Source organism: Bartonella sp. MR63HLJHH, from assembly GCF_042194155.1.
In the GTDB taxonomy this organism is placed as follows: domain Bacteria; phylum Pseudomonadota; class Alphaproteobacteria; order Rhizobiales; family Rhizobiaceae; genus Bartonella; species Bartonella grahamii.
Genome location: NZ_JBHIMN010000006.1, coordinates 27,194 through 49,317 on the forward strand (window position 1 = coordinate 27,194; position 22,124 = coordinate 49,317).

30 protein-coding genes and 1 tRNA gene are annotated in these 22,124 nt (G+C 37.1%); 17 read left to right on the plus strand and 14 right to left on the minus strand.

Annotated elements, in window-relative coordinates:
* Positions 1-6: 6 nt before the first annotated feature.
* On the minus strand, positions 7-543 hold the full coding sequence (locus ACFIKQ_RS05110) for a hypothetical protein (RefSeq protein ID WP_375645121.1): 537 nt from the start codon (positions 541-543) through the stop codon (positions 7-9).
* Positions 544-553: 10 nt separating this feature from the next.
* On the minus strand, positions 554-1,006 hold the full coding sequence (gene ssb, locus ACFIKQ_RS05115; protein WP_375645120.1) for a single-stranded DNA-binding protein: 453 nt from the start codon (positions 1,004-1,006) through the stop codon (positions 554-556).
* A gap of 300 nt (positions 1,007-1,306) precedes the next feature.
* Here ssb and ACFIKQ_RS05120 point away from each other — a divergent pair, with 300 nt between their 5' ends.
* Together ACFIKQ_RS05120 and ACFIKQ_RS05125 are read left to right on the plus strand one after the other, a co-directional pair.
* The gene (locus ACFIKQ_RS05120; protein ID WP_004859817.1) at positions 1,307-1,498 is read left to right on the plus strand and encodes a hypothetical protein; all 192 of its coding nucleotides are present in this window, start codon (positions 1,307-1,309) and stop codon (positions 1,496-1,498) included.
* Between the two features lie 67 nt (positions 1,499-1,565).
* Positions 1,566-1,994, plus strand: a complete 429-nt coding sequence (locus tag ACFIKQ_RS05125; RefSeq protein WP_375645119.1) for a type II toxin-antitoxin system HicB family antitoxin — start codon at positions 1,566-1,568, stop codon at positions 1,992-1,994.
* Between the two features lie 47 nt (positions 1,995-2,041).
* Here the strand turns inward: ACFIKQ_RS05125 and ACFIKQ_RS05130 are convergent, their stop codons facing one another.
* From ACFIKQ_RS05130 to ACFIKQ_RS05155, 6 genes are all read right to left on the minus strand, one after another.
* Entirely contained in the window at positions 2,042-2,320 is a 279-nt protein-coding gene (locus ACFIKQ_RS05130) for a hypothetical protein (RefSeq protein WP_375645118.1), read from the minus strand.
* Complete coding sequence (locus ACFIKQ_RS05135) at positions 2,317-3,036, minus strand: phage antirepressor KilAC domain-containing protein (protein ID WP_375645117.1); 720 nt, start codon at positions 3,034-3,036, stop codon at positions 2,317-2,319. Before ACFIKQ_RS05135 ends, ACFIKQ_RS05130 begins: the two co-directional genes overlap by 4 nt.
* 271 nt (positions 3,037-3,307) lie before the next feature.
* Entirely contained in the window at positions 3,308-3,634 is a 327-nt protein-coding gene (locus ACFIKQ_RS05140; protein ID WP_375656093.1) for a hypothetical protein, read from the minus strand.
* Between the two features lie 177 nt (positions 3,635-3,811).
* Positions 3,812-4,225 carry a hypothetical protein gene (locus ACFIKQ_RS05145; protein WP_375656094.1) on the minus strand — a complete coding sequence of 138 codons (414 nt, stop codon included), beginning with the start codon at positions 4,223-4,225 and terminating at the stop codon, positions 3,812-3,814.
* Positions 4,209-5,324 (minus strand): YdaU family protein, encoded by a 1,116-nt coding sequence (locus tag ACFIKQ_RS05150; protein ID WP_375656095.1) that lies wholly within the window; start codon positions 5,322-5,324, stop codon positions 4,209-4,211. Before ACFIKQ_RS05150 ends, ACFIKQ_RS05145 begins: the two co-directional genes overlap by 17 nt.
* On the minus strand, positions 5,317-5,793 hold the full coding sequence (locus ACFIKQ_RS05155; protein WP_375645147.1) for a crossover junction endodeoxyribonuclease RuvC: 477 nt from the start codon (positions 5,791-5,793) through the stop codon (positions 5,317-5,319). Before ACFIKQ_RS05155 ends, ACFIKQ_RS05150 begins: the two co-directional genes overlap by 8 nt.
* A 29-nt stretch (positions 5,794-5,822) precedes the next feature.
* Here ACFIKQ_RS05155 and ACFIKQ_RS05160 point away from each other — a divergent pair, with 29 nt between their 5' ends.
* On the plus strand, positions 5,823-6,695 hold the full coding sequence (locus ACFIKQ_RS05160; protein ID WP_375645146.1) for a hypothetical protein: 873 nt from the start codon (positions 5,823-5,825) through the stop codon (positions 6,693-6,695).
* An 11-nt stretch (positions 6,696-6,706) separates the two neighbouring features.
* On the opposite strand, the gene ACFIKQ_RS05165 is transcribed toward ACFIKQ_RS05160, so the two are convergent.
* Together ACFIKQ_RS05165 and ACFIKQ_RS05170 are read right to left on the minus strand one after the other, a co-directional pair.
* Complete coding sequence (locus ACFIKQ_RS05165; RefSeq protein WP_375645145.1) at positions 6,707-7,072, minus strand: hypothetical protein; 366 nt, start codon at positions 7,070-7,072, stop codon at positions 6,707-6,709.
* 99 nt (positions 7,073-7,171) lie between these two features.
* The gene (locus ACFIKQ_RS05170; protein ID WP_375645144.1) at positions 7,172-7,414 is read right to left on the minus strand and encodes a helix-turn-helix transcriptional regulator; all 243 of its coding nucleotides are present in this window, start codon (positions 7,412-7,414) and stop codon (positions 7,172-7,174) included.
* A gap of 100 nt (positions 7,415-7,514) precedes the next feature.
* Between ACFIKQ_RS05170 and ACFIKQ_RS05175 the strand changes: the two genes are divergently transcribed.
* From ACFIKQ_RS05175 to ACFIKQ_RS05225, 11 genes are all read left to right on the plus strand, one after another.
* Complete coding sequence (locus ACFIKQ_RS05175; protein ID WP_375645143.1) at positions 7,515-8,117, plus strand: S24 family peptidase; 603 nt, start codon at positions 7,515-7,517, stop codon at positions 8,115-8,117.
* A 170-nt stretch (positions 8,118-8,287) separates the two neighbouring features.
* A complete protein-coding gene (locus tag ACFIKQ_RS05180) occupies positions 8,288-8,662 on the plus strand; it encodes a hypothetical protein (protein WP_375656096.1) in 375 nt (124 codons plus the stop codon).
* 66 nt (positions 8,663-8,728) lie between these two features.
* Positions 8,729-9,091: an antA/AntB antirepressor family protein gene (locus ACFIKQ_RS05185; RefSeq protein ID WP_375656097.1), complete on the plus strand. Its 363-nt coding sequence runs from the start codon at positions 8,729-8,731 to the stop codon at positions 9,089-9,091.
* A 14-nt stretch (positions 9,092-9,105) separates the two neighbouring features.
* Complete coding sequence (locus tag ACFIKQ_RS05190) at positions 9,106-9,834, plus strand: Rha family transcriptional regulator (RefSeq protein ID WP_375656123.1); 729 nt, start codon at positions 9,106-9,108, stop codon at positions 9,832-9,834.
* Between the two features lie 12 nt (positions 9,835-9,846).
* Complete coding sequence (locus ACFIKQ_RS05195; protein ID WP_156850804.1) at positions 9,847-10,164, plus strand: hypothetical protein; 318 nt, start codon at positions 9,847-9,849, stop codon at positions 10,162-10,164.
* An 11-nt stretch (positions 10,165-10,175) separates the two neighbouring features.
* Positions 10,176-11,024: a hypothetical protein gene (locus tag ACFIKQ_RS05200; RefSeq protein WP_375656098.1), complete on the plus strand. Its 849-nt coding sequence runs from the start codon at positions 10,176-10,178 to the stop codon at positions 11,022-11,024.
* Complete coding sequence (locus ACFIKQ_RS05205; RefSeq protein ID WP_375656099.1) at positions 11,021-11,563, plus strand: hypothetical protein; 543 nt, start codon at positions 11,021-11,023, stop codon at positions 11,561-11,563. Before ACFIKQ_RS05200 ends, ACFIKQ_RS05205 begins: the two co-directional genes overlap by 4 nt.
* Positions 11,560-12,000 (plus strand): hypothetical protein, encoded by a 441-nt coding sequence (locus tag ACFIKQ_RS05210; RefSeq protein ID WP_375656100.1) that lies wholly within the window; start codon positions 11,560-11,562, stop codon positions 11,998-12,000. Before ACFIKQ_RS05205 ends, ACFIKQ_RS05210 begins: the two co-directional genes overlap by 4 nt.
* Positions 12,001-12,072: 72 nt before the next feature.
* Positions 12,073-12,882, plus strand: a complete 810-nt coding sequence (locus ACFIKQ_RS05215; protein WP_375656101.1) for an ERF family protein — start codon at positions 12,073-12,075, stop codon at positions 12,880-12,882.
* A 1-nt stretch (position 12,883) separates the two neighbouring features.
* The gene (locus ACFIKQ_RS05220; RefSeq protein ID WP_375656102.1) at positions 12,884-13,507 is read left to right on the plus strand and encodes a lambda exonuclease family protein; all 624 of its coding nucleotides are present in this window, start codon (positions 12,884-12,886) and stop codon (positions 13,505-13,507) included.
* 83 nt (positions 13,508-13,590) lie between these two features.
* Positions 13,591-13,794 (plus strand): AlpA family transcriptional regulator, encoded by a 204-nt coding sequence (locus ACFIKQ_RS05225; RefSeq protein WP_015856272.1) that lies wholly within the window; start codon positions 13,591-13,593, stop codon positions 13,792-13,794.
* 99 nt (positions 13,795-13,893) lie between these two features.
* Here ACFIKQ_RS05225 and ACFIKQ_RS05230 read toward each other — a convergent pair.
* The 4 genes from ACFIKQ_RS05230 to ACFIKQ_RS05245 form a co-directional block, all read right to left on the minus strand.
* Positions 13,894-13,969 (minus strand) — tRNA-Thr (locus tag ACFIKQ_RS05230).
* 204 nt (positions 13,970-14,173) lie between these two features.
* Positions 14,174-15,532 carry an acetyl-CoA carboxylase biotin carboxylase subunit gene (gene accC / locus ACFIKQ_RS05235; protein ID WP_375636065.1) on the minus strand — a complete coding sequence of 453 codons (1,359 nt, stop codon included), beginning with the start codon at positions 15,530-15,532 and terminating at the stop codon, positions 14,174-14,176.
* A gap of 14 nt (positions 15,533-15,546) precedes the next feature.
* Positions 15,547-16,044 carry an acetyl-CoA carboxylase biotin carboxyl carrier protein gene (gene accB / locus ACFIKQ_RS05240; RefSeq protein ID WP_273787930.1) on the minus strand — a complete coding sequence of 166 codons (498 nt, stop codon included), beginning with the start codon at positions 16,042-16,044 and terminating at the stop codon, positions 15,547-15,549.
* Positions 16,045-16,286: 242 nt separating this feature from the next.
* Positions 16,287-17,159, minus strand: coding sequence for a DsbA family protein (locus ACFIKQ_RS05245; RefSeq protein ID WP_375656103.1), 873 nt, complete (start codon positions 17,157-17,159; stop codon positions 16,287-16,289).
* A gap of 344 nt (positions 17,160-17,503) precedes the next feature.
* On the opposite strand from ACFIKQ_RS05245, the gene glpD reads away from it, so the two are divergent.
* The 3 genes from glpD (at position 17,504) to cobT (ending at position 22,082) form a co-directional block, all read left to right on the plus strand.
* Complete coding sequence (gene glpD, locus ACFIKQ_RS05250) at positions 17,504-19,033, plus strand: glycerol-3-phosphate dehydrogenase (protein WP_375647610.1); 1,530 nt, start codon at positions 17,504-17,506, stop codon at positions 19,031-19,033.
* A gap of 696 nt (positions 19,034-19,729) precedes the next feature.
* A complete protein-coding gene (dusA, locus tag ACFIKQ_RS05255) occupies positions 19,730-20,710 on the plus strand; it encodes a tRNA dihydrouridine(20/20a) synthase DusA (RefSeq protein ID WP_375644808.1) in 981 nt (326 codons plus the stop codon).
* Between the two features lie 385 nt (positions 20,711-21,095).
* Positions 21,096-22,082, plus strand: coding sequence for a nicotinate-nucleotide--dimethylbenzimidazole phosphoribosyltransferase (cobT, locus tag ACFIKQ_RS05260; protein WP_375656104.1), 987 nt, complete (start codon positions 21,096-21,098; stop codon positions 22,080-22,082).
* Positions 22,083-22,124 lie beyond the last annotated feature (42 nt).

Genomic DNA, 22,124 nt, shown 5'->3' on the forward strand with positions numbered 1-22,124 from the left:
TCTTTTTTAACGGCTAAAGTGCTTATGAAGCGCATTAAGAACAATACGCAAAGAACTAACAAGATGTGTTAGCGATTGATCTTCTATAACAAGATATTGTAATGCAGCATAAAGATTATACTGTCTATAGAGGTGTTGTGCTTCTTTGATAGCCTCTTTCGTCACTTCATAACAATGAGTTGCTCTTGCAATCCACCGTTTTTGTGCCTCCTCATTTGATGAAGGAGTAAAGTTATCATAAATTGCATTAGGCAATCCTTTTGCACATAGGTAATTGTTTTTCACTTCAAGATATTTTTGCGCAGCATCATATTGGTCTTGATTGATTTCGCCTTGCAAATAAAGCCGCCCAATATAGGTACTGGAAAGTGGATTTTTAGCCTCTTCTATGGTCAAACAGAAGCGTTTGGCACGCATTTCAATTGCCAATTTATCCATGGGTTCATGCGGTGTTTTTGCTCGTGAGATGCGTCCGTTTGGTTCTCTTATGCATCCTTTAATCCGAGGACGTCCGCGTTTTGTACGTTTTTTTCTCTTTGTCATATGTTATCAATCAGAATGGGACGCTATCGTTAAGAGCTGTTCTATAATCTTGAGCACCTGAAGCGATAGCATAATTTTGAGAAGTAATGGGTGAAGGGGTAGGGGATGCTGATTGCTCTTTCTTCGCATCAAGCAAATACAACTCGCCTTTGAATTGTGGTAAGACAATCTCTGTTGTGTAACGGTCATGCCCATTTTTATCTTGCCATTTGCGTGTCTGTAATTTTCCTTCTATGTAAACCTTTGAGCCTTTGTTTAGATATTGAAGTGCAATTTTTGCCAAATGTGGATTAAAAATCACCACGGAATGCCATTCTGTTTTCTCTACTTTTTGATTGGTTTTTTTATCTGTATAGCTCTCAGAAGTCGCTATACTAAAATTGACTATTTCTGCTCCAGAATTCATTGTTTTGCTTTCGGGATTAGCACCAAGGCGTCCGATTAACGTCACTTTATTTAGCATATTTGTAGCCCCATTAGATTTGCAATTTATACATAAAAATCTTAGCATAAATTGCATATTTATTCAATTATTTCAGTTTGTTAATAACAGTTTTTTTAAGTATTACATTATAATATTATTTGACAAATTATTCATCAAAAAACTATGTCGCACAAATGGCACGGCTTTCTTATTTCTGCTTTTAACTTTTCAATAAATATCCTTTCATTAAGAGTCTGTATCAAACTTTTTTGTTCGATTTATTGTTGACTATCGAACCTTTTTGTGCGATATTCATTTTATGCAGAAAGGGGAGGCTAAATGAAACGAGAAGCGCTGCTTAGGGAATTACGTAAAGAAGCCAGAAAAAGAGGCATTCATTATAGTGAAGCTCCTGATGCAGGTAAAGGGTCACATTATTTGGTAACTTTTGGAGATAAGACAACCGTTATAAAATCTGGTGAATTGACCCCACTTTACGTGAAAATAATAAAAAAGCAGTTGGGGGTATGAGTTATTCTCTCAACAGCTTTAAATTTTCGTTTCAAAAGCATTTCGATTATGGCGAGGAGACCTAAACATGGAATACACTTATCAAGCAAAACTGGAATCTGATCCAGATGGTGGTTTTATTGTAACCTTTCCAGATGTACCAGAAGCAATAACAGCTGGAGAAAATAGAGCAGAGGCATTAGAGAATGCTGTTGAAGCTTTAGGGTTAGCATTACGGAGCTATCCTATGCGCGGTTTACCTTTACCAGTACCACAGCAATATAAAGGTCTTGTAAAGGTCACGGTAGATGCTTGGAATGCTCTTAAACTTGCAGTGGTAGAAGCCTTTAATGAAGCGAATATCACAAAAACAGAATTGGCTAATCGTTTGGGTAAAAAAGAAACAGAAGCAAGACGCATTCTTGATCCCAATTATCCAACTAAGCTTCAAACACTAGAGCAAACACTGAGCGTTCTTGGCAAGCAAGTCATTATTACAATCAAAAATGCGGCTTAACTTCCTCCCCACCTTGTAAAGATGGGGAAGGGAGTTCTATTTTTTAATTAAGCAACCTTTTTAATGGGGCTCTCCAAATTTGGTTCGTAAGCTTTCAAAAAAGGATTCATAGCCATGGGAAACTCTGAAGCTCCGAAATCTGTAAGAACTGCCAGAATCTTTGTAAAATTGGGCACTTCATCTTGAAGTTCTAAAATCAAAGCTTTTTCCACCACGCCCATGACCTGCACCAGCGTGTTACAATCCTCATCTCCAACGCTTTGATGATTGGAAAATTGAGCCAACGCTATCCATAAATCGCATAAGAAGTCGACACTGGTGTTCATTGTACACCTCCATGGATTTGTTCTCTCAAACAAGCTAATCCTCTAGATGTGATTTTCGTTGAAGGCAGCACCTTTTCTGTACCATCCGGTCTTTGAATGGTAATAGCAGGGCAATCCATAAATCCTTTCTTAATTTTGTCTTGATAAGGTAACAGTGGCGCCCCTGGAGCCCGTCGATACACCCAATCATGTTTACGCAAGTAATCCGTTAAATCTTTTGGTCGTACCTCTAACATCTTTGCTGCTTCAATTAAGCCAAACAAACCATCAGAGCGTTTTAAGCCTTCCAAAGCTTTTGCTTTTGGTGCTAATTCGGCAATGGTGTTATCCTTTTGCTCGATTTGGTTTTGTAGATGTGTCAAAAAGCCAATCATTGCTTGAGGACTTGAATAATCAATTTGCGGTGTTGCTACTTGTTTTTCCAATTCTTGCCAACGGTCAATGATTTTAGCTCGTAAAGCAGTGCTGTAACCAGAAACAAGAATTAAACATTCACGTTTGGGTAAATTATAACAAGGGCGTGTTTTTCCTTGTTCATCAATATAACTGCTTAAAAACTTAGCCGGCTCAAATTTGAGCTCGCTAAATATTTGTTTAATGTCTCGCATAACATTTTTATGCTTCTTACTACATACCCCCGCAATTTCAATGCTAGACATAGTCTGAGTGGTAGCACCATTAGTAGCACTTCCTTTAATTTCTATAAGAGTGTTCATGAGAACTCCTAGTTGTTAGACGTTTGTTAATGACACTCTAAAAAAGAGTGCCGGGCGCTAACAAACACGGCAACTAGCCCGTCGTTATGCTTTCCCCGTGAAGGTATTTTATAGCATAACCACACCCGACAAGATCATTATATGCGTATAACATATAACGAGTCAAAGCTTTTAAATTGCGGAAAAACAGTTATTTCGGCAACCAATCCGCTAGTTGTTTTAAGGTGTTTGTTAGGCACCTGATTCGATTATTCATATTGCTGTAATAATGTCAAGCTACTTCTGATAATTTTTTTATCTCCTTGTTGATCTCATCTATGAGAGGTTCGTAATTGAGAACGCTTTTCGGAATACCACCCCCATAAACCCAAGCTTTCACTTGCGCTTTGGTACTAAAATCCGCATTTTCTGGTGTGGTATAATACTGGCCGCCATCAAACTTTTCACATTCTCTTGTGCCGTCTTCATATTTGTAGAGGTTGTAAAAATACTCCTCTGCTCCGTCCCCCCAAGGAACATAACCAACAGCTGTCGCAACAAACTCTTTTTGCATGGGTTGTTTACGTTTTTTTAAGAACAGGTCTTTTAATATTCTCATGTTTTTAGTCCATAATTTTACCAATTGGTCTATTTACCTAAAATTTGACCGTACAGAGCGTTTTATATTATAGATATGGTTTTCATCGTAAAATCTTTAAATCGCTTTGTATGGTATCTTTTTGTCGATTTAAACGCATGTCTAATCCCAAAATGATCAGCACTTTTCACTATTTTGCTAACTTGCAATGTTTTTCACTGCTCCCCCAAGACCATTTAAAGTTTCTTCAAGCTCTTGCTTGTGAACAAGCGTTAGTGGTCGAAAATGCTCTTTCGTTGTTTTTTCTTTGAGTGCTTTCTCACGTGTGTTTTCAATTGCTCTACGTACACTTTCGGCTTTTGAAAGAAGGGTATTTTCTAGTGTCTGGCAATAAGTTAAAAGCTCTCCACAAGTTGGCATAAATGTTTTTGATATCCCAATTGCTTGACCAGTTACGATATCTTCGACGCCCTTTTTCAGAGCATATGCTGAAATCCGTTCCAGCATCATGCTATAGGATAGGACAACGGCTTTGGAATCTGTGTTCGCAGGGACTCTCATGCTTGAGAGTAGGAAAGAAGTTTGCTCAATTTGCTTAACTGAAGCTTTCACAGAGAGCAACGCTTGTAGACGATTGCAAGCATCTAAGGTTTGCGCTTCCTCCTGTTTCGTCAATGTATTCCCAGCTTTCAGCGTCAATGGATACCCCGGACTGATCATTTCCATAATCTTCTCCAGATGAGAGATGATCTCTGAGTTCGTTGAAGCCTTCTGCAAGCTGTTCTGTGAAAGTTTTCTGAGTGAATTTTCCATGATAACCTCTAAGTGTTTGTGTTTGTTTCTTGGATAGCGCTCCGTACTCTGGATGTATAATCCAGTTTCGCCATGTCGCCGGCCAATCTGTTTTGTTTGCATTTGCTCCGGATTTTGCCAGCCAAAAATTTCTGAACCGTTCGACTTCTAACAGCGCCTCATCATGGGTTAAGCCTTTATCGATTGCGTATTGCAAATTAGGTTTGAAATCATCTGGCAATCGACAACCGCGATTAGCTTTCGCTCGTTTTGCTTTTTTGGGAACGTTCTCTTGCTCGTGAATGGGAGGTTGGTTGTCTGATGAGGTTGTGATTTGCTCTGATGTGGTTTCAACAGCAGCAACCTCTGTTGGCTCGTCAACCAAATCGTTTGTTTCTAAACTTTCAGAACCAATTTCTTTTTTTGCTAATACGATAGTATTAGTTTTTTTATATATATTCTTATTCTGGTTCTTTATAGCTTGATTTTGCTTATCGTTTGCTTCAGCAAAAAAAACGTTTTGCTTATCATTTGCTTCAGCAAAATTATTAATATGTTGTTTTATATTGTTTTTTGCTTTTGCACCTTTTTTACCAGCCTCACTACGAACTTGCGATATGTGCTCTTTTTTATCAGCAAAATCGTTTAGCTCTTCTTCAACGCGCGTATTCCACAATCCATTATCTGTCTCAATAAGTTTATCATTCCTCATGAGATATTCGACAATATCTGCAAATTTTTTCTGCGAACAATTGCAAGCACGTGCAAGCGTTTCAAAATCTTCTTTAATTGGTGCTTTTTTATCATACATGCGAACGAGAAGCGTCATATAAGCGCCCCTTTGCTCTAACGTCATTCCGTCTGTACCACTTATCCAGTCATACAAATGGAATCTTATCCATGGCATTGCATTAGACATGCGCGCCCCCTTCTTTCATTAAATATAAAATTGCTAAAGCATCTGCTTCGTTGTCGTCTTTAGGCACATGTCCTTTTGCACATACCGCCTTAATCATTTCTTCTTTTGAGGCGTTGCCTTTTCCTGTTGTTGCCTTCTTAATTGTGCCAACAGGAATGCCTTCATATGGTATCTGATGATGTTCACACCACGCTGTTAAGGTTGCTAGAAAGCCCCCATAAATATGAGAAGCGTCTGTACCCACATGCCGGCGCACCTCTTCAAAATACACTGCGTCAATTTCATCAACAGACCTCTTTAGTTCAGTAAGCCACCGTTTAAAGCGTAAATAACGCATACCACCGCCTTCAAAACGGCGTGATTGAAAATCTTCTGTATCGCTTGTTATGTGACCATCCGCACCGCATATCGCCCAGCCTGTCTTGGTCCCTAGATCAAGACATAAAATGGTTTGTGCGTTAGTGATCATAATCCCCCCTTAAGGCTCTACGTATTTATATGTTTGCTATGACAGAGCGTGTTGTGATTGCTTGTCTTGAAAAAATGTTTATGAAAAAGTATCCTCCCAACGATTCTAAAAAAGTGGGGGGAGTTATGATGCAAGAATGGGTAGTTGATAAGGTTGTATTTTTATTGCACCGGATAAATGATAGTGCTGTATTTTTGCTGCACTGGATAAGTGATAATCTTACGATTGCTCCTATCATTGCTACGATAGTTACTGGAATGGTGACACTTTTTGTGCAACAACGAAGCTTAAAAAAACAACTTAAAATCTTCCAACGACAAACTATAGCATCAGAAATCCAGACAGCTATTCTATTAGAAGATAAAAAAGCACGGGATTTGGGACCATATTTAAAATTGAAGGCAATATTCCTCCCACAAGAATATAAAGGTACTCCCCATGTTAAGGTAAAGCTGTGCATTAAAAATCTTACGACACAAGATATGATGATAAAGAATATACGCATATCGAAAAACAGTCCCTTTAAGTTTGTTAAAAACGCTTGTCCTTTTACTCAATGGAAATTTGAGTCTTCGGAGGGGCACCTCGTTATTAAAAGGACAACGCCCAAACTCATTGCGTTATGTCCCGAAAATATAAAATCAAATGCTTCATCAGAGTATGCTTTAAATTTTTTTATTATATCCGCTAAACGCTGTACTTTTTTAGATTTCATGATTACCTGCCGTAAGCCTAATTCTCGCAACATTGCAAATTTTACACTTGAACACACTTCAATTGTTAATCCAGAGGAAACATTCACCGTTCATTTTTGGGCTTCATATCCACGTTTAAAAGAGACTTATTATGAAGTTAATCCCAAAGATCCGCTTTTAATTAACGACCCTCATTTTTGGGATTAATGACACCAGAATTAAAAAACTTCTCCTGCAAAAACAAAATCCGTCAATCTGGGTTCTTCTTTTTTGTTGATTAAATAATTGATTTTATTATTTAATTCATCAATAACTCTCATCTGTAAATCCAATTTTAATCTTTGTTTATGCAGCGTTTTATTTTTTTGCTTAATTAAAGTGGATAGGTTTTCAAGTACTACTTGCTGTTGTTCAATTGACTTATCTCGCTCTGCAAGAGTGGCTTCATGCCATCTCATCCAACTATCAAATTTTGACTTATGGCATTCTTCTCGTTTTTTAAGAATTGTTGTGTGAGTTTCGTGTCGTTTCACAAGATCTTCTACGCTACAGTCACGATATGGTACTTTTCTCCATTCTTCCACCAATCTGCCTCCATTCTTGATTTTCGTATTGCAACCTATTAATCTACAAAACTGGGTGTAGAGTTTCTTCAATATTCCGTTTCTCATGATCTTTCTTCTTTAAGAGTGTGAATGCTGCTGTTGATGTTCGTTATTATCTGTAGAAGTAGTAAAAGCAGGCATAGAGCTAGAACTATCCTTCAACTTTTGCAGCTTTAAATAACTATTTAAAGATAGTCCTTTGCCTTGTTCCCAACGACAAACAGAAGCTTGCTTAACACCTAAAATATCTGCTAATTCCTTTTGTGTTAGCGATAAACACTTTCGGATAGATTTAATCTTTAATTTTTCCTCTGTGTCCATTTGAGTTAAGCTCCTTAATTTTAACCATATACGCAATTGTATAGAGTTAATTAAAAAAAACAATAGATTTTTTTAATTTTAAAATCATAAGTAACTAATTATGACGAAAAATATCATTGCGACATTGCAAGTATTGCAATCTGAGTTTGGTCTTAATCAAAAAGATCTTGCCGATAGACTAAATGTAACCCAAGCGACCGTATCAAGATGGTTAGGAAGTGAATCAGATCCCAGAGGTTCACACAGAGACGCAATTTTAGAACTTTATAAAAGCTTAAAAGGTTATAATCAAATTACTACACTTGTTCCTGTTATGGGGTATGTAGGAGCAGGATTAGAGATTGATACCGATGTTGAGCAAATCCCAGAAGATGGGCTTGAAACAATCGAAATACCATTTGATTTGCCTTTTGAAACAATAGGATTCATGGTTCGTGGAGATTCCATGTATCCCGTGTATAAAGATGGTGATTTAATCGTAGTTAAACATCTGCAAACAAAGCCAATGAGCGATTATTACGGTGATGAAGTTGTCGTTCTAACAGAAGATAATAGGCGTTTCATCAAACAAATTACTCGCTCTTCAGAGGGCATTGTACTCAAATCATGGAATGCGCTACCTATTAAAAATGCTAAGATAAAATGGGTTGGAGAAATAGTTGCAATATTACCGCGCAAATCCTATCGTCTACTTATGAAATAATCCCAATAAAGTTTTTGATTCTATTGCTTGTGAAGATGACATTTAAGTGAAAATGAAAAAAAAATGAAATATATGCGATTTTTTGCTTGCTTCTATTTATACATTTACGTATAAGTAATTATACAAACCACGCACAAACAATCGCCAAGAGGCGTTAGGGAGGAAAAATTATGGATAAGCCAATTCTTATAAATTCCAATGAAATTTTATTAGTTGCCTACGATAAAGATCAACACATTGCAGAGTCTGGACCACTTGATGCAAGCCAAATTCTAAGCATTGTTGATGAGGTAGATGATGCAATCCAAATCTTTCGTATAAATCCTTCTGAGAATAATTGTGAAGATATCTCTGAAGAGATTGCAGACGCATATGTAGAAGCAAATATCGAACATCTCCATGAGGATAGTAAGGTTCATTACTTTGTACGTGAAAGTGATGTTTACAATAGACTTTTAGACGAGATCGCAGACGAAAAATATAATGATGAGATTTACGGTACTTACGAACAACAACACCGTTTGCGTCCTTGTGATGTGCTTTAAAAATTCTAAAGGGCGCTTTTAAAAGCGCCTCCCCTTTTCCCATCAATAATTGATTAGAGTAAACTTATGACCACACATGATACTCATATTCATAGTGAAGGATATCTCACGCCTGAAAACGAGGTAGACAACAAAATCGGTTATGTCCAAATGGTCAATGCCCATGTAATGCATAGGTACTTACATTTGAAACAAGATTTTTCCACTTGGTTTAATGATTGTGTTGAAAAGCTTGATCTAAAAGAAGGCATGGATTTTGTTTTTACAAAACAAGAATGGAACAGACAGAAGATTTGTCCAAAATCTGAAATAGAGACAGATAAAACCAATAATCATCACTTCAAAATTCACGCAGCAAGGAAAATCGCTAAAGCAGAGCGCCATAGAAACTATGGCATAATATTATACCAAAACTTGTGTTTTTCTTAATTAAGGGGGTGATGATGAAAAGCCTTATTATAACATCTGAAAACAATTTTCAAAACACAACAGTTCAAACGATGTCTAGTCGTGAAATTGCAGAGTTATGCGGTAAGCAACATGCGCATATTATGCGTGATATTCGGCAAATGTTAGGAGAATTATATCCTGAAGGGGGTCAATCCAAATTTGGATCCACCTATTTAGATAAACAAGGTAAGACGCAAAACTGTTACAATCTCCCTAAACGTGAATGCCTCATTTTAGTTTCGGGCTACAGTATGACATTACGTGCTAGGATTATAGACCGTTGGCAAGAATTGGAAAAGCAAGCAGCAATACCACAAATCGACTACTCAAGCCCTCAAGTTATGCTTGGTGTTTTAACGTATCTCAAAAATGAAAATGAACAAAAAGATAATATTATTGCAAATTTAAAACCAAAGGCAATGGCTCTTGAAAGCTTACAGCGCCATAATGGACTCTTCGGTCTTACAGAAGCCGCTAAAATACTCGAAATGCAACCAAAACAGTTCATTCTCTTCTTACAGAAAAAAGGTTGGATTTACAGACGAGCAGCAGGTGGAAATTTGCTTCCTTATCAAGACAAAATCCAAAAGAAACTTATGGATTGTCCAACCATCACACTTCAAACCGCAAGTGGAATAGAAAAGGTCATTCCTTGCGCAAAAATTACAGCAAAAGGAATTGGTGTGCTGTCTCAAGAGCTTAAAAGACAAAGCATGCATTAAGAGGAGGTTATTATGATAAAAAAGAAATACGAATTGACTGATGAAACAATTAAAGTTGATAGAATAACGCTTTACCGTATCCGTGCATTAAAAGACTTTGGAGATGTTAAAAAAGGTGATCTTGGTGGTTGGGTAGAGAGTGAAAGAAATCTTAGCCATGATGACAATTGCTGGGTTGGTGGTGAGGCATGGGTTTATGAAAATGCCAAAGTTTATGAAAATGCTAAGGTTTATGATGATGCCGAAGTTTATAATAACGCAAAAGTTGGTGGTAATGCCATAGTAGCTGGCAAAACAGCATTTTATGGAAGTGATGCTATCTTAAGGTAGAGGCAAAAACCATGGAAAAGAAATATGAACTTACTGATGAAACAACTGAGGTTGATGGCAAAACTCTCCACCGCATTCGTGCCTTACGAGACTTTGGTGGTATTAAAGCAGACGACCTAGGCGGTCTTATAGAGCATGAAGGCAACTTATCCCATGAGGGCAATTGTTGGATTTGGTATAAGGCTTGTGTTTTTGGAGATGCTCGTGTTTATGGCAATGCACTTGTTTTCGATGAAGCAAAAGTTTCCGATAATGCACATGTCTACGAGAGCGCACGCGTTTACGATGAAGCGCGCGTTTACGGTAGGGCAGAAATTTATGGAGAAGCAGAAGTTTACGGTGAGGCATGCGTTTACGGTAGGGCAGAGGTTTACGATTGTGCACGCGTTTTCGATGAAGCACGTGTTTACGGTAAGGCAGAGGTTTACGGTTGTGCACGCGTTTTCAATGAAGCAAAAGTTTCCGATAATGCACATGTTTACGGTTATGCATATGTTTCCGATAAGGCAGAAGTTTATGGCAATGCAAAAATTAAAGACGGACATATAGGCGATAGTGCAAGGATTTATGGTGATGCTAAAATTTATGATCATGCAGAAATTTACGGTAATGCATGCGTTTCCCATAATGCAGAGGTTTATGGTTATGCCAAGGTTTTTGGTGATGCCTTGGTTTTTGGCAATGCACATGTTCATGGGCGTGCAAAAGTTTACAATGATGCACGCGTTTACGATGAAGCACGTGTTTATGATAAGGCAGAAATTTACGGAGAAGCAAAAGTTTACGGTGATGCAGAAGTTTATCGTAGCGCACACGTTGATGACTATAACGCCATATCAACTGGAGAAAAGACCAGATGAAAAAATATGAACTGACAGATGAAACAATCGAAGTTGGGCGCAAAACGCTCCGCCGCATTCGTGCATTGAGAGATTTGGGGGACGTCAAGAAAGGTGATCTTGGCGGCTATATCGAGAAAGAAGACAATCTAAGTCATGATGGCAATTGCTGGGTTGGGGGTTATGCCAAGGTTTATGATGATGCTAAGGTTTACGAAAATGCACATGTTTACGGTTATGCCGAGGTTTACGACAATTCTCGTATTTATGGCAAAGCAGAAGTTTTCGATGAACCATGCATTTACGGTCATGCAGAAGTTTACGGTGATGCATATATTTGCGGTGAACCGCACGTTTTTGATAATGCAGAAGTTTATGGCAATGCACAAGTTTACGAAGAGCCATACATTTACGATAGGGCGCGTGTTTATGGAAGTGCACAAGTTTACGGTAATGCGCATGTTTACGGTCATGCAAAAATTTACGGTGAAGCATGTGTATGTTGGGACGACTGGATTAATGACAATAGAAGAATCTCAACTGGAGAAAAGACCCGATGAGAAAATACGAACTTACTGATGAAACAATTAATGTTGATGGATTTACGCTTCACCGAATTAGAGCATTAAGAGATTTTGGTGGCGTCAAGAAAGGTAACCTTGGGGGCTTTATAGAGGATGAGGACAACCTAAGTCATGAAGCCGACTGTTGGGTTAGTAATGAAGCTATGGTTTATTGTGGTGCCGAAGTTTACGACAGCGCTAAAGTGTTTGGTAACGCGAAAGTTGCTTATTTTGCACGCGTTTATGGCAATGCACAAGTTTATGATAACGCAAAAGTATATGGGGGGGATATTTTTGGGGACGCACAAATTTACAAATATGCAATTATTGATGGTGATCCAAGAATTTATGGCGATGCACAAATTTATGCCGATTACAAAATTGTTTACAAGGAAAAGACAGAAAACTTAACAGGGGACGACGTTTCTTTCTAACCACACAAACAACTTTTAAACACAAGCGTGATTCACGCCACGGGGGAATTGCGCGCAATGGAGGAAATCAAGATGAGTGAACTAAGTACCACACAAACGGAATTAGTGGAAAAAATGAACGATTGTGAAATCAAACCTACAGCTATGGAGCTTATTTTAGAAAGAGCTTTAGACAATGATGTTGATCTGGATCGTCTCAAGCGTCTTCTTGAATTGCGAGAACAAGAGATAAAACGACAAGAGCGCCAAAACTTTGTCCGTGATCTTTCTGCTATGCAAATGGAATACAAAGATATCGAACAAAACGCCATTAATACACATACTAAAAGCCTCTATACCACGCTTGATAAATATATTGATTCAATCAAAGAAACTCTTGCAACACATCACTTTGCCTTGTTCTCTCGTATCAAAGACCAGAGTTCAAATGACATAACTGTAGAAATGACTTTAAAGCATATATCGGGCAATGAAATATCAACAGAAGGAACCTTTCCTTTTGATGCTACAGGGAGCAAAAATAACATACAAGCGGTTGGTTCTACTCTCACCTACGCACGTAGATATCTCTTAGGCATGCTTCTTAATGTCGCAAGAAAAGAAGACGATACAGATGGCAACACGCTTCTTTCAGGTATCTCTCCTGAACAAATGAATGAAATCAAAGAATTAATTAAAAAAACACAATCTGAAGAAAGTAAGCTTATCTCTTTCGTAGGAGCAAAAAATCTAACAGATATGTCTTATAAACAAGCTCAAATCGCTTTGTTTTCTTTGAAAAAAAAGCAACGTTCACAAATGAAAAAAGCACAACAAGAGCAATTAGATGCACCTATACAAGATATTGAATATGCACCAACTCAACAACAAACGGCGGTGTGAGATGGAGCAAAGAACAGCAGAATGGTTTCAAGCAAGGCTAGGAAAAGTCACTGCTTCAAACGTTTACAACGTACTCAGTAAGACAGCAAAAGGTTTGCCTACAAACAAATATGAAGACTACAAAACGAAACTCATGACAGAACGCTTAATAGAAGAAATAAGCCAATCTTATACAACACCTGCTATGCAATGGGGCATTGCATATGAAGAGAATGCCTTAAGAGAATATGAATTCATTTATGACGCAGAAGTCACAAGATGCGGGTTTATCCCCCACCCAAAAATGAAAATGGCGGGGGCAAGTCCTGATGGGTTGATTGGAGAGGACGGTTTAATCGAAGTCAAATGTCCACAATCAACGACTCATCTTCGTTTTTTTATGTATGACGAAATCAAGCCTGAATATATCGCACAAATGCAATTCCAAATGGCTTGTACAGGACGAAAGTGGTGTGATTTCATTAGCTATAATCCAAACTTTGTAGGCAAATCTACTGGTTTGAGAATGAAAGTCAAACGCGTCCTCCGTGATGAGAAATACATTGAAGAGATTAATAAAGCGGTCGAAATCTTTTTAGGGGAAATAGAACAAGAGATGCAAAAGATTTTGGCAAAAGCTGCTTAAACCTATGGGGGTGCTCTCTCCTTCTCCTCTTGCTTAAGCACCCCCACCCATTTAATTAACATAAAAAAGAGAAAGGTAATGAGATGATATTTGATGATGGAGATAGATATGTAACGACACGTGAGTGTGCACAGCTTTTTAGTGTATCCACAACAACGATTCGCAATTGGGTGCTTCAGGGGGTGTTTCCGGAGCCATATAAGCTAGGGAGAGCAGTGAGATGGAGAAAAAAAGAGATCTTAGCCTTCACTCCAAAGAAAAATAAGGAGCAAATAAGAACAAATTAGGTAAAATTATATAAACTGTAGAAGGTGGTCTAAAATGTGGTCTGAAAATGGCTATTTAAAGAAAAAATCTATATATTTCAATATGTTGAAGATGTAAAATGGTGCCCCCAGAGAGACTCGAACTCCCGACCCCCTGATTACAAATCAGGTGCTCTACCAACTGAGCTATAAGGGCGTAACCACGTAGGAGTTAGCACAAACTCGCAAAAAGGAAAACAGAAAATTATCAAATTTTGTACATATTAAAAGAAAACTGTATAACAAATAAAAAATAACCAATCTATTTCCTCTTTTACCACTTTTTACAGCAAGGTTGGAATTATCCTTATGTTGATATCTTATAGAATCTTTTATAGGAATTCACCATTTTGCTATCGAATTACGAATCTGAAGACTTTGATTGATGAGCAAGGTATTTTTCTAGCCAGTGAATATTATAATTACCATCAGCAACATCTTGATTATTAATAAGATCGCGAAAAAGAGGTAGTGTAGTTTTTATCCCATCGACGACAAATTCATCTAAAGCACGCCGTAAACGCATCATACATTCTAAACGGGTACGTCCATGAACAATCAGCTTTCCAATCATACTATCATAATAAGGAGGGATACGATAACCTGAATAAGCACCTGAATCAACACGAATCCCTAAACCTCCAGGTGTATGAAAATGTGTAATGGTTCCAGGTGATGGCGTAAAGTTAATAGGATCTTCTGCATTAATACGGCATTCAATGGCATGACCAGAAAAACAGACATCATCTTGTGTCACTGAAAGCTTGCAGCCTGATGCAATATGGATTTGTTCATGGACTAAATCTATACCCGTAATTTCTTCAGTTACAGGATGTTCGACTTGTAAACGCGTATTCATTTCAATAAAATAAAATTCACCATTTTCATAAAGAAATTCAACAGTACCAGCTCCACGATATCCAAGTTGGGCACAGGCATTTGCAACAATACTGCCAATTTTTTTCCGTTCAGATTCGTTAAGTGCAGGTGATGTAGCTTCTTCCCATACTTTTTGATGCCGTCGTTGAAGTGAACAATCGCGTTCTCCTAAATGAATAGCATTTCCCGCACCATCACCTATGACTTGAATTTCAATATGACGGGGTTTTTCTAAATATTTCTCTATGTAAACAGCGTCATCACCAAAAGCAGCTTTCGCTTCTGAACGCGTTGTTTTGAGAGCTATAGAAAATTCTTGTTCAGAATGAACGACTTTCATACCACGTCCACCACCACCGGCAGAAGCTTTGATAATAACTGGATAACCAATTTCACGAGCAGTGCGTAAAGCATCTGATTCTTCAGTGACTGCTCCATCTGAACCGGGAACTACAGGAATACCAAGTTTTTTAGCGGTTTTCTTTGCTTCGATTTTATCGCCCATGATTCGGATATGAGTAGCTGTTGGACCGATGAATGTAATATCATGGGCTTCTAGAACATCTGCAAATTTTGCATTTTCAGAAAGAAAGCCATAACCTGGATGAACAGCATCAGCTCCTGTAATTTCACAAGCAGCAATAATTTGCTGAATACTCAAATAAGAATCGCGAGCAGGAGGAGGTCCAATACAAACGCTTTCGTCAGCAAGACGAACATGCATTGCATCTGCATCAGCGGTAGAGTGAACAGCCACGGTTTTTATGCCAAGTTCTTTACATGCACGCAAAACGCGAAGAGCAATTTCTCCCCGATTAGCAATGAGTATTTTTCGAATCATGGTTGCCCCTCGCTTTATTCAACAATAATAAGTGGTTCACCAAATTCAACAGGTTGGCCATCTTTGACAAGAACAGTGGTTACCGTGCCTGAGCGTGGTGATGAAATTTGATTCATTGTTTTCATGGCTTCAATAATAAGTAATGTCTCCCCTTCAGAAACATTTTGTCCTACTTCTACAAAAGGTTGCGCGCCTGGTGAAGGTGCAAGATAAGCTGTTCCAACCATCGGAGAGGTTATTGTGTTTTTTGATTTATCTTCTTGGATAGATTGTATAGGAGATTCAGTTGTTGGGACTGGAGAAGATGTTACAGAAAAAGTAGGAGTAGAAACAGGAGCATAGATGGCTTGCTCAGAAGAAGTTAAGGTATTTTGACGTGAGACACAAATACGAAGCTCCCCTTGTTCAACTTCAATGTTCGTTAAATTGGTATCATTCAAAATTTCAGCAAGATCACGAATAATTTTCGTATCAATTGCGGTTTTTGCCGAATCCATTTTTTTTGTTGCCATTTTATTTCTAACTCCTTGATCAATGAAGATCGTCATTATCTCATTTTATGACTGCATATCTCTAGATTAGGGATGATATCTTTTGAGGCTTTAAAGATTTTTATTTCCTTTAAATCATTATACTTTGCAATTTAAAACTCGTATCTGCTTTACGCAAAATTGCACTTATAAGCCTGTTATCAAAAAAGAGAAAGCATAAAATTACCTCATTTACAGTATTCTTCCTAAAACTGATCAGGTATTCACCGTGTGTTGTCTATCGCTTGTTTTAGAGTATCTTGTCTGGCTGCACCAATGAATATTTTATTACCAATAATGTAAGAAGGTGTTCCCGTAATATGAAGTTTAGAGGCAATTTGGATATTTTCTTTAAAAGCGTTTTGTAGAGTGGGATCTTTTATTGCATTACGTAGTTTTTTTTCATCTGCTCCTAATGAAACAGCTACTTTAATAGCTTTAGCTTCATTTGCGCGGCCCTGATACATTAAAAGCGTTTTGTGAAACTGAGGATATTTCTCTGGAAATTGTTTTCGAAATACGTAGGCAACAGTATGGGCTGCCATAGAATCAGAGCTTAAAATTGGTAAATCCTTAATAATAACCTTTAAATCTGGATATTCTTTTATCAAGTCTTCTATATGTGAATAGGAACTTTTACAATATCCACAGTTGTAATCAAAAAAATTGACAAGCACTTTTTTACCATTTTGGTTTCCAAAAACGGCGTCATGAGGAGAATGAAAAATTTCTTTTTCTAATAAATGGATGACAGAAGTTTGTATTTTGTTTTCGTATTCGTTCTGTTTTTCCAGCTTATCTTGAAGAATAAGCTGCATTTCAATCAGAACTTCTGGATGAGTAAGAAGGTACTCTCTGACAATTTGTTGAATATGATGAGAATCAGTATGTGGTATCATTTTTTCTTTAAGCTTAGATAAAAAGCTAGAATCTTCCAAAAGTTGTGTTTTAAGCTTTTCTAAGCTTAAATGATTTGCTGTTTTTGAGTGTGATGTTGCGTTTGATAAAGAAGGTAAAAAGATTAAAATACTTGACATAACTGGGACTAAAATTTTTGAAAGAGGTGTTATTTTCGAATTTTGAGAGTGATGAGTCATCTGTATACCTTCATATTTCCTAGTGTGTCATTGAGTGAACTATATGAAAAGCGTTATCTATGTGCAATAAAGCATTTAGCTATAGTGTGTATTTAAGAATGAGAAAAAACATCAATTTTTCTCTAAAAAGACTTCATATGATGAACCTTGGCTTGGCAAGGATTATTTTTGTAAAAGATAAAAAAATTCTCTTTAATTTGTCAAATGTTGTTTTGATGTGTAAGGGTATCAAAAGCTTTTTGTGCGTGTTTATTTTAGGAAAAAGTACGTTGATAATACAATGAAGAACACTTGTATTATTTTTTCCTATTGCTTTATTGAGTACTGAGAAACAAAATTAAATAATGAAAAGTGAAATTATGAAAACCACAACACATTATGAGCTGTTTATCATTGGGGGAGGGATAAACGGGTGTGGATTGGCAAGAGATGCAGCAGGACGCGGATTTAAAGTGGGATTGGCTGAAATGAACGATCTTGCATCTGGGACCTCAAGTGCGTCAACAAAGCTTATTCATGGTGGGCTTCGTTATCTTGAACACTATGAGTTCAAACTTGTTCGTGAAGCATTGAAAGAACGCGAGATCATTTTACGTATGGCTCCACATATTGTGCGTCCTTTGCGTTTTCTTCTTCCCTATCATAAAGAATTGCGTCCTGCTTGGATGTTGCGTTTTGGACTTTTTATTTATGATTATTTAGGGAATTGGAATCAGAAATTGTGGCGCAGTAAAACGATTAATTTTTCAAAAAAATTTTGCTCTACACTGAAGAAAGAATATCAGAGAGGTTTTGAATATTCTGATGCAAGAGTAGACGATGCGCGTTTAGTTATTGGCAATGCTCGTGATGCAGAAAAGTGGGGAGCTGATATAAAAGTACGAACAGAAGTTCTCTCTTTAAAAAAAGAAGGCAATAAATGGCGTATCGTTCTTCAAGACAAGTTAAGTAGTAAAGAATATAGTGTCACAGCTTCTTATGTCGCGAATATGACAGGACCTTGGATTGATCATGTTTTAGCAAACATATTAGACTGTAAAGAACATCCACCAGTACGACTTGTTAGAGGTTCTCATATTTTGGTTCCCAAGCTTTATACTCATGATCGTGCTTATATTTTTCAAAATGGTGATGGGCGTATTATATTTGCTATTCCGTATCAAGAAGAATTTACCTTGCTTGGAACAACAGATTGTAATTATCAAGGAGATCCGGCTGACGTTCATATTACTGATACAGAAATTGATTACATTTGTGCAGCAGCCAGTGAATATTTCATACAACCAGTGTTACCTGAAACAATTGTCTGGTCTTACTCTGGAGTTCGTCCACTCTATAATGATGGAGCTTCAAAAGCACAAGAAATTACGCGCGATTATGTTTTAAAAGAAATGGGAACAGGAACAACACCAAAGATTCTTAATCTTTACGGAGGAAAGATTACAACTTATCGTAAGTTGGCTGAAGATGCGATGAAATTTGTTGAAAAAGCGCTTGGTAAAAAGGGAGCATCATGGACAGCTAAAACAGTACTTCCAGGGGGTGATTTTCCCTATAATCAATTAGATATAATCGAAAATAAGATTGCTCTTTTGATGCCAGATTTAGATGCTTTTACACATCGCAGGCTTGCACGCTCCTATGGTACGGAAGCATTAGTGATATTTGAACATGGTGAGGCAAATAGAGGAAAAGATTTTGGACATGGGCTTTATGAAGTAGAAGTAAAATGGTTGATGGAAAAAGAATGGGCTAAAGCATGTGAAGATGTGTTATGGCGTCGTTCAAAACTTGGTCTCCTATTTAATGAACAAGAGGTTGACATTCTTTCTTCCTATATGCAAAGCAAACAAGAGATTGAACAACGTTTATGATCATTTCATTTTACAAATTTTATTTGCAATATTGTAAAATATTTTCCTTCAAGAGATACTGATGTCAATCATACATATTAAAAAGACAATGATTGTCTATGCCCTAATTTCAGTTTTTTTGCAAGAATCATAAAATGGCAAAATTAGATAGAATATTTAGGATCAACTTTATCTATCTTATAAAGTGAAATCGAAGAATATTACCAAGAATTACTCATTGAGAAAAACTGATTTATAATTAGATTCGTGTAGAATAAGGATTTTTGTTCTTTCTTGAGGAGAAAATAAAAGTACCTTCTGTAGCATTTATTTGCACAATAAGTTAAAAAATCTAAAGAAAATTAAATCTATTATGAAAAATTGTACAATGTTTTAGTTTATCGTTCATTATCTTAAACGCTGTGCTAAATCATGTAAGGATAGAGGCTTGATGAGCGTAAGAAGAAATTGTAAATGAGCTTTTTATATTATAGTGAAAAATTTTTTCATGTTTATATACCTGAACGATAATCTATAAGAAATGCCATATTGTGTTTTATCATGATTGATTGTAGTAAATCGTTATATCAATTGAAGATAATGGGCTGTTATTATACTCATGATAGTATAAGGGAATAAAAATTTCCGTAAACTAAAAGTAAGTATTTTTCTATGTATAAAGAGAGAGAGCTATAGGGATATGAGAGTAATACCCTCATGATATTTTACAACCTTCCATCGCCTGTAAAATTTGCAGTAGCACCAATGTTGGATTGGACAGACCGACATTGCAGGTTTTTTTATCGTCTTTTAACGAAAAAAGCACTCCTTTATACGGAAATGATGGTAGCAGATTCTGTCATTCATGGTGTTCGCAAACAATTGTTGGCTTTTAGCGATAAAGAACGCCCAGTTGCATTACAATTAGGGGGGGCAGATCCGAAAAAGTTAGCAGAAGCTGCACGAATTGCTGAAGATTTTGGCTACAACGAAATAAATCTCAATGTCGGTTGCCCATCAAATCGTGTTCAAGCTGGTGTCTTTGGGGCTTGTTTGATGCTACATCCAGACATTGTGGCAAATGCCGTGGAAGCGATGAAACGAGAGGTTACTATACCAGTAACTGTCAAATGTCGGATTGGAGTGGACGAACAAGATGAAGAGTTAGCGTTAGATCTTTTGGCTAATCAGGTTTGGAATGCTGGATGTGATGCGCTCTGGATACATGCACGCAAGGCATGGCTACAAGGATTGAGTCCGAAAGAAAATCGTAATATTCCGCCCCTTAATTATGAAAGGGTTTATAAATTAAAACGTAAATATCCTCATAAATTCATTGGGATAAATGGTGGAATTAAATCGATTGATGAGATCAAAGAACACTTAACTTTCTGTGATGCTGTCATGCTTGGTCGCCAAGTTTATCATGATCCAGCTTTGTTAAAACATATTGATTTTGAACTCTATGATGAGGCGCAAAATAATCTGAGTGAGAGTGATCTTATTGAGGTTATGTGTGATTATGCGGCTCGACATATTGCATCGGGAGGGCGGCTTTCTCATGTGACGCGTCACATGATTGGTTTATTTCATGGGCGGGGTGGGGCACGTCGATGGAGGCAAATATTATCAAATGACGCAACAAAACCAAATGCAGATATATGTATTTTAAAAGAAGCTTTTTATGCTCTCATTTAATAACAGCCTGACAATTAACATATGTTAAAATTGAGATCCTTTGTGTTTTGATTTCTTTATGATCATTTTGATCCCTTCGATTTTATAAGTTTCTGAAAATTTGCAACTTTTGTTATAGAAGGAATGTTAGAATTTATATATTAAACAACATGCTGATTGCTCCTATTTAATAGAGAAATAGGTTAAGAGCATAATGTAAAAATAGTAATAACATATTGATAATATTTTAAATCTTTCATGTTCGTTATTTGATTAGAAAATAGAAATCATTGCTTTCATAATATTTAACGTTTTTAAAGCACTGTTTAAAAAAACAATAAATTATTCATATCCTGTATATATGACGTGATTTTCATAAACATTGTAGATTTTAAAAGGTATCCTTATGACCGCTAGTCCATTTGATGATTTTCGTGCTTTGCTTACAAATTTACCTGTTGCTGATGAGTTTTCTATAATCTTGGCAAAAAAACGGCAAAAAAACTTAACAAAAGAGCAAGGAACATTGGGAAAACTGGGAGACATTGCTGTTTGGTATGCGGGATGGAGGGGCACAGAAAAACCTATCGTAACGCGACCTTTGGTCGCTATTTTTTCTGGAAACCATGGTATAGTAGAAGAAAATGTTACACCATTTCCACAATCTATGACACAAAAGATGGTGCAAAATTTTGCATCTGGTGGAGCTGCTATTAATCAAATTTGTATTGCTTATGATCTTGGATTAAAAATATTTGATTTAGCATTGGAATATCCAACAATGAATATTACGAAGGATGCTGCAATGGATGAGCGGAGTGCAGCTGCTACAATGGCATTTGGAATGGAATCCATTGCGGGTGGGACAGATCTTTTATGTATTGGAGAAATGGGAATTGGAAACACAACAATAGCTTCAGCTTTATGCTTAGCATTGTTTGGAGGAGAAGTGGAAGAATGGACAGAAAATGGTAAGGAATCAGAAGGTGATTTTTATCAGCGTAAAATCGCAGCGGTTAATACAGCTATTTCTTTGCATAAGGATTATTTTAATGATCCTTTTGAGATAATGCGTCGCTTAGGAGGACGTGAAATTGCTGCTATGGTTGGTGCTATTTTAGCAGCAAGAATAGAAAAAATACCCGTGATTTTAGACGGTTTTGTGGCAACAGCAGCTGCCGCGGTCCTTTATAAAATGCATCCAAAAGCTCTTGATCATACCCTTGTTGGACATGTTTCTTCTGAGGCAGCTCATCGTAAACTTTTAAAAAAAATTGGCAAAGAACCACTTCTTGATTTGAGGATGCGTCTTGGTGAAGGGACAGGAGCAGCTATGGCAGCTGGTATTGTCAAAGCTGCTGTTTTAACACATGCACAAACGGTGGTTTTTTAACAAGAAAGTTTGAATGCCTAAAAGATAATGAGACGATATAAA

Bases quoted from the DNA above. Each gene is read 5' to 3' on its own strand.
- ACFIKQ_RS05110 (WP_375645121.1), bottom strand. From the start codon at position 543: ATGACAAAGAGAAAAAAACGTACAAAACGCGGACGTCCTCGGATTAAA.
- ssb (WP_375645120.1), bottom strand. From the start codon at position 1,006: ATGCTAAATAAAGTGACGTTAATCGGACGCCTTGGTGCTAATCCCGAA.
- ACFIKQ_RS05120 (WP_004859817.1), top strand. From the start codon at position 1,307: ATGAAACGAGAAGCGCTGCTTAGGGAATTACGTAAAGAAGCCAGAAAA.
- ACFIKQ_RS05125 (WP_375645119.1), top strand. From the start codon at position 1,566: ATGGAATACACTTATCAAGCAAAACTGGAATCTGATCCAGATGGTGGT.
- ACFIKQ_RS05130 (WP_375645118.1), bottom strand. From the start codon at position 2,320: ATGAACACCAGTGTCGACTTCTTATGCGATTTATGGATAGCGTTGGCT.
- ACFIKQ_RS05135 (WP_375645117.1), bottom strand. From the start codon at position 3,036: ATGAACACTCTTATAGAAATTAAAGGAAGTGCTACTAATGGTGCTACC.
- ACFIKQ_RS05140 (WP_375656093.1), bottom strand. From the start codon at position 3,634: ATGAGAATATTAAAAGACCTGTTCTTAAAAAAACGTAAACAACCCATG.
- ACFIKQ_RS05150 (WP_375656095.1), bottom strand. From the start codon at position 5,324: ATGTCTAATGCAATGCCATGGATAAGATTCCATTTGTATGACTGGATA.
- ACFIKQ_RS05155 (WP_375645147.1), bottom strand. From the start codon at position 5,793: ATGATCACTAACGCACAAACCATTTTATGTCTTGATCTAGGGACCAAG.
- ACFIKQ_RS05160 (WP_375645146.1), top strand. From the start codon at position 5,823: ATGTTTGCTATGACAGAGCGTGTTGTGATTGCTTGTCTTGAAAAAATG.
- ACFIKQ_RS05170 (WP_375645144.1), bottom strand. From the start codon at position 7,414: ATGGACACAGAGGAAAAATTAAAGATTAAATCTATCCGAAAGTGTTTA.
- ACFIKQ_RS05175 (WP_375645143.1), top strand. From the start codon at position 7,515: ATGACGAAAAATATCATTGCGACATTGCAAGTATTGCAATCTGAGTTT.
- ACFIKQ_RS05180 (WP_375656096.1), top strand. From the start codon at position 8,288: ATGGATAAGCCAATTCTTATAAATTCCAATGAAATTTTATTAGTTGCC.
- ACFIKQ_RS05185 (WP_375656097.1), top strand. From the start codon at position 8,729: ATGACCACACATGATACTCATATTCATAGTGAAGGATATCTCACGCCT.
- ACFIKQ_RS05190 (WP_375656123.1), top strand. From the start codon at position 9,106: ATGAAAAGCCTTATTATAACATCTGAAAACAATTTTCAAAACACAACA.
- ACFIKQ_RS05195 (WP_156850804.1), top strand. From the start codon at position 9,847: ATGATAAAAAAGAAATACGAATTGACTGATGAAACAATTAAAGTTGAT.
- ACFIKQ_RS05200 (WP_375656098.1), top strand. From the start codon at position 10,176: ATGGAAAAGAAATATGAACTTACTGATGAAACAACTGAGGTTGATGGC.
- ACFIKQ_RS05205 (WP_375656099.1), top strand. From the start codon at position 11,021: ATGAAAAAATATGAACTGACAGATGAAACAATCGAAGTTGGGCGCAAA.
- ACFIKQ_RS05210 (WP_375656100.1), top strand. From the start codon at position 11,560: ATGAGAAAATACGAACTTACTGATGAAACAATTAATGTTGATGGATTT.
- ACFIKQ_RS05215 (WP_375656101.1), top strand. From the start codon at position 12,073: ATGAGTGAACTAAGTACCACACAAACGGAATTAGTGGAAAAAATGAAC.
- ACFIKQ_RS05220 (WP_375656102.1), top strand. From the start codon at position 12,884: ATGGAGCAAAGAACAGCAGAATGGTTTCAAGCAAGGCTAGGAAAAGTC.
- ACFIKQ_RS05225 (WP_015856272.1), top strand. From the start codon at position 13,591: ATGATATTTGATGATGGAGATAGATATGTAACGACACGTGAGTGTGCA.
- accC (WP_375636065.1), bottom strand. From the start codon at position 15,532: ATGATTCGAAAAATACTCATTGCTAATCGGGGAGAAATTGCTCTTCGC.
- accB (WP_273787930.1), bottom strand. From the start codon at position 16,044: ATGGCAACAAAAAAAATGGATTCGGCAAAAACCGCAATTGATACGAAA.
- ACFIKQ_RS05245 (WP_375656103.1), bottom strand. From the start codon at position 17,159: ATGACTCATCACTCTCAAAATTCGAAAATAACACCTCTTTCAAAAATT.
- glpD (WP_375647610.1), top strand. From the start codon at position 17,504: ATGAAAAGTGAAATTATGAAAACCACAACACATTATGAGCTGTTTATC.
- dusA (WP_375644808.1), top strand. From the start codon at position 19,730: ATGATATTTTACAACCTTCCATCGCCTGTAAAATTTGCAGTAGCACCA.
- cobT (WP_375656104.1), top strand. From the start codon at position 21,096: ATGACCGCTAGTCCATTTGATGATTTTCGTGCTTTGCTTACAAATTTA.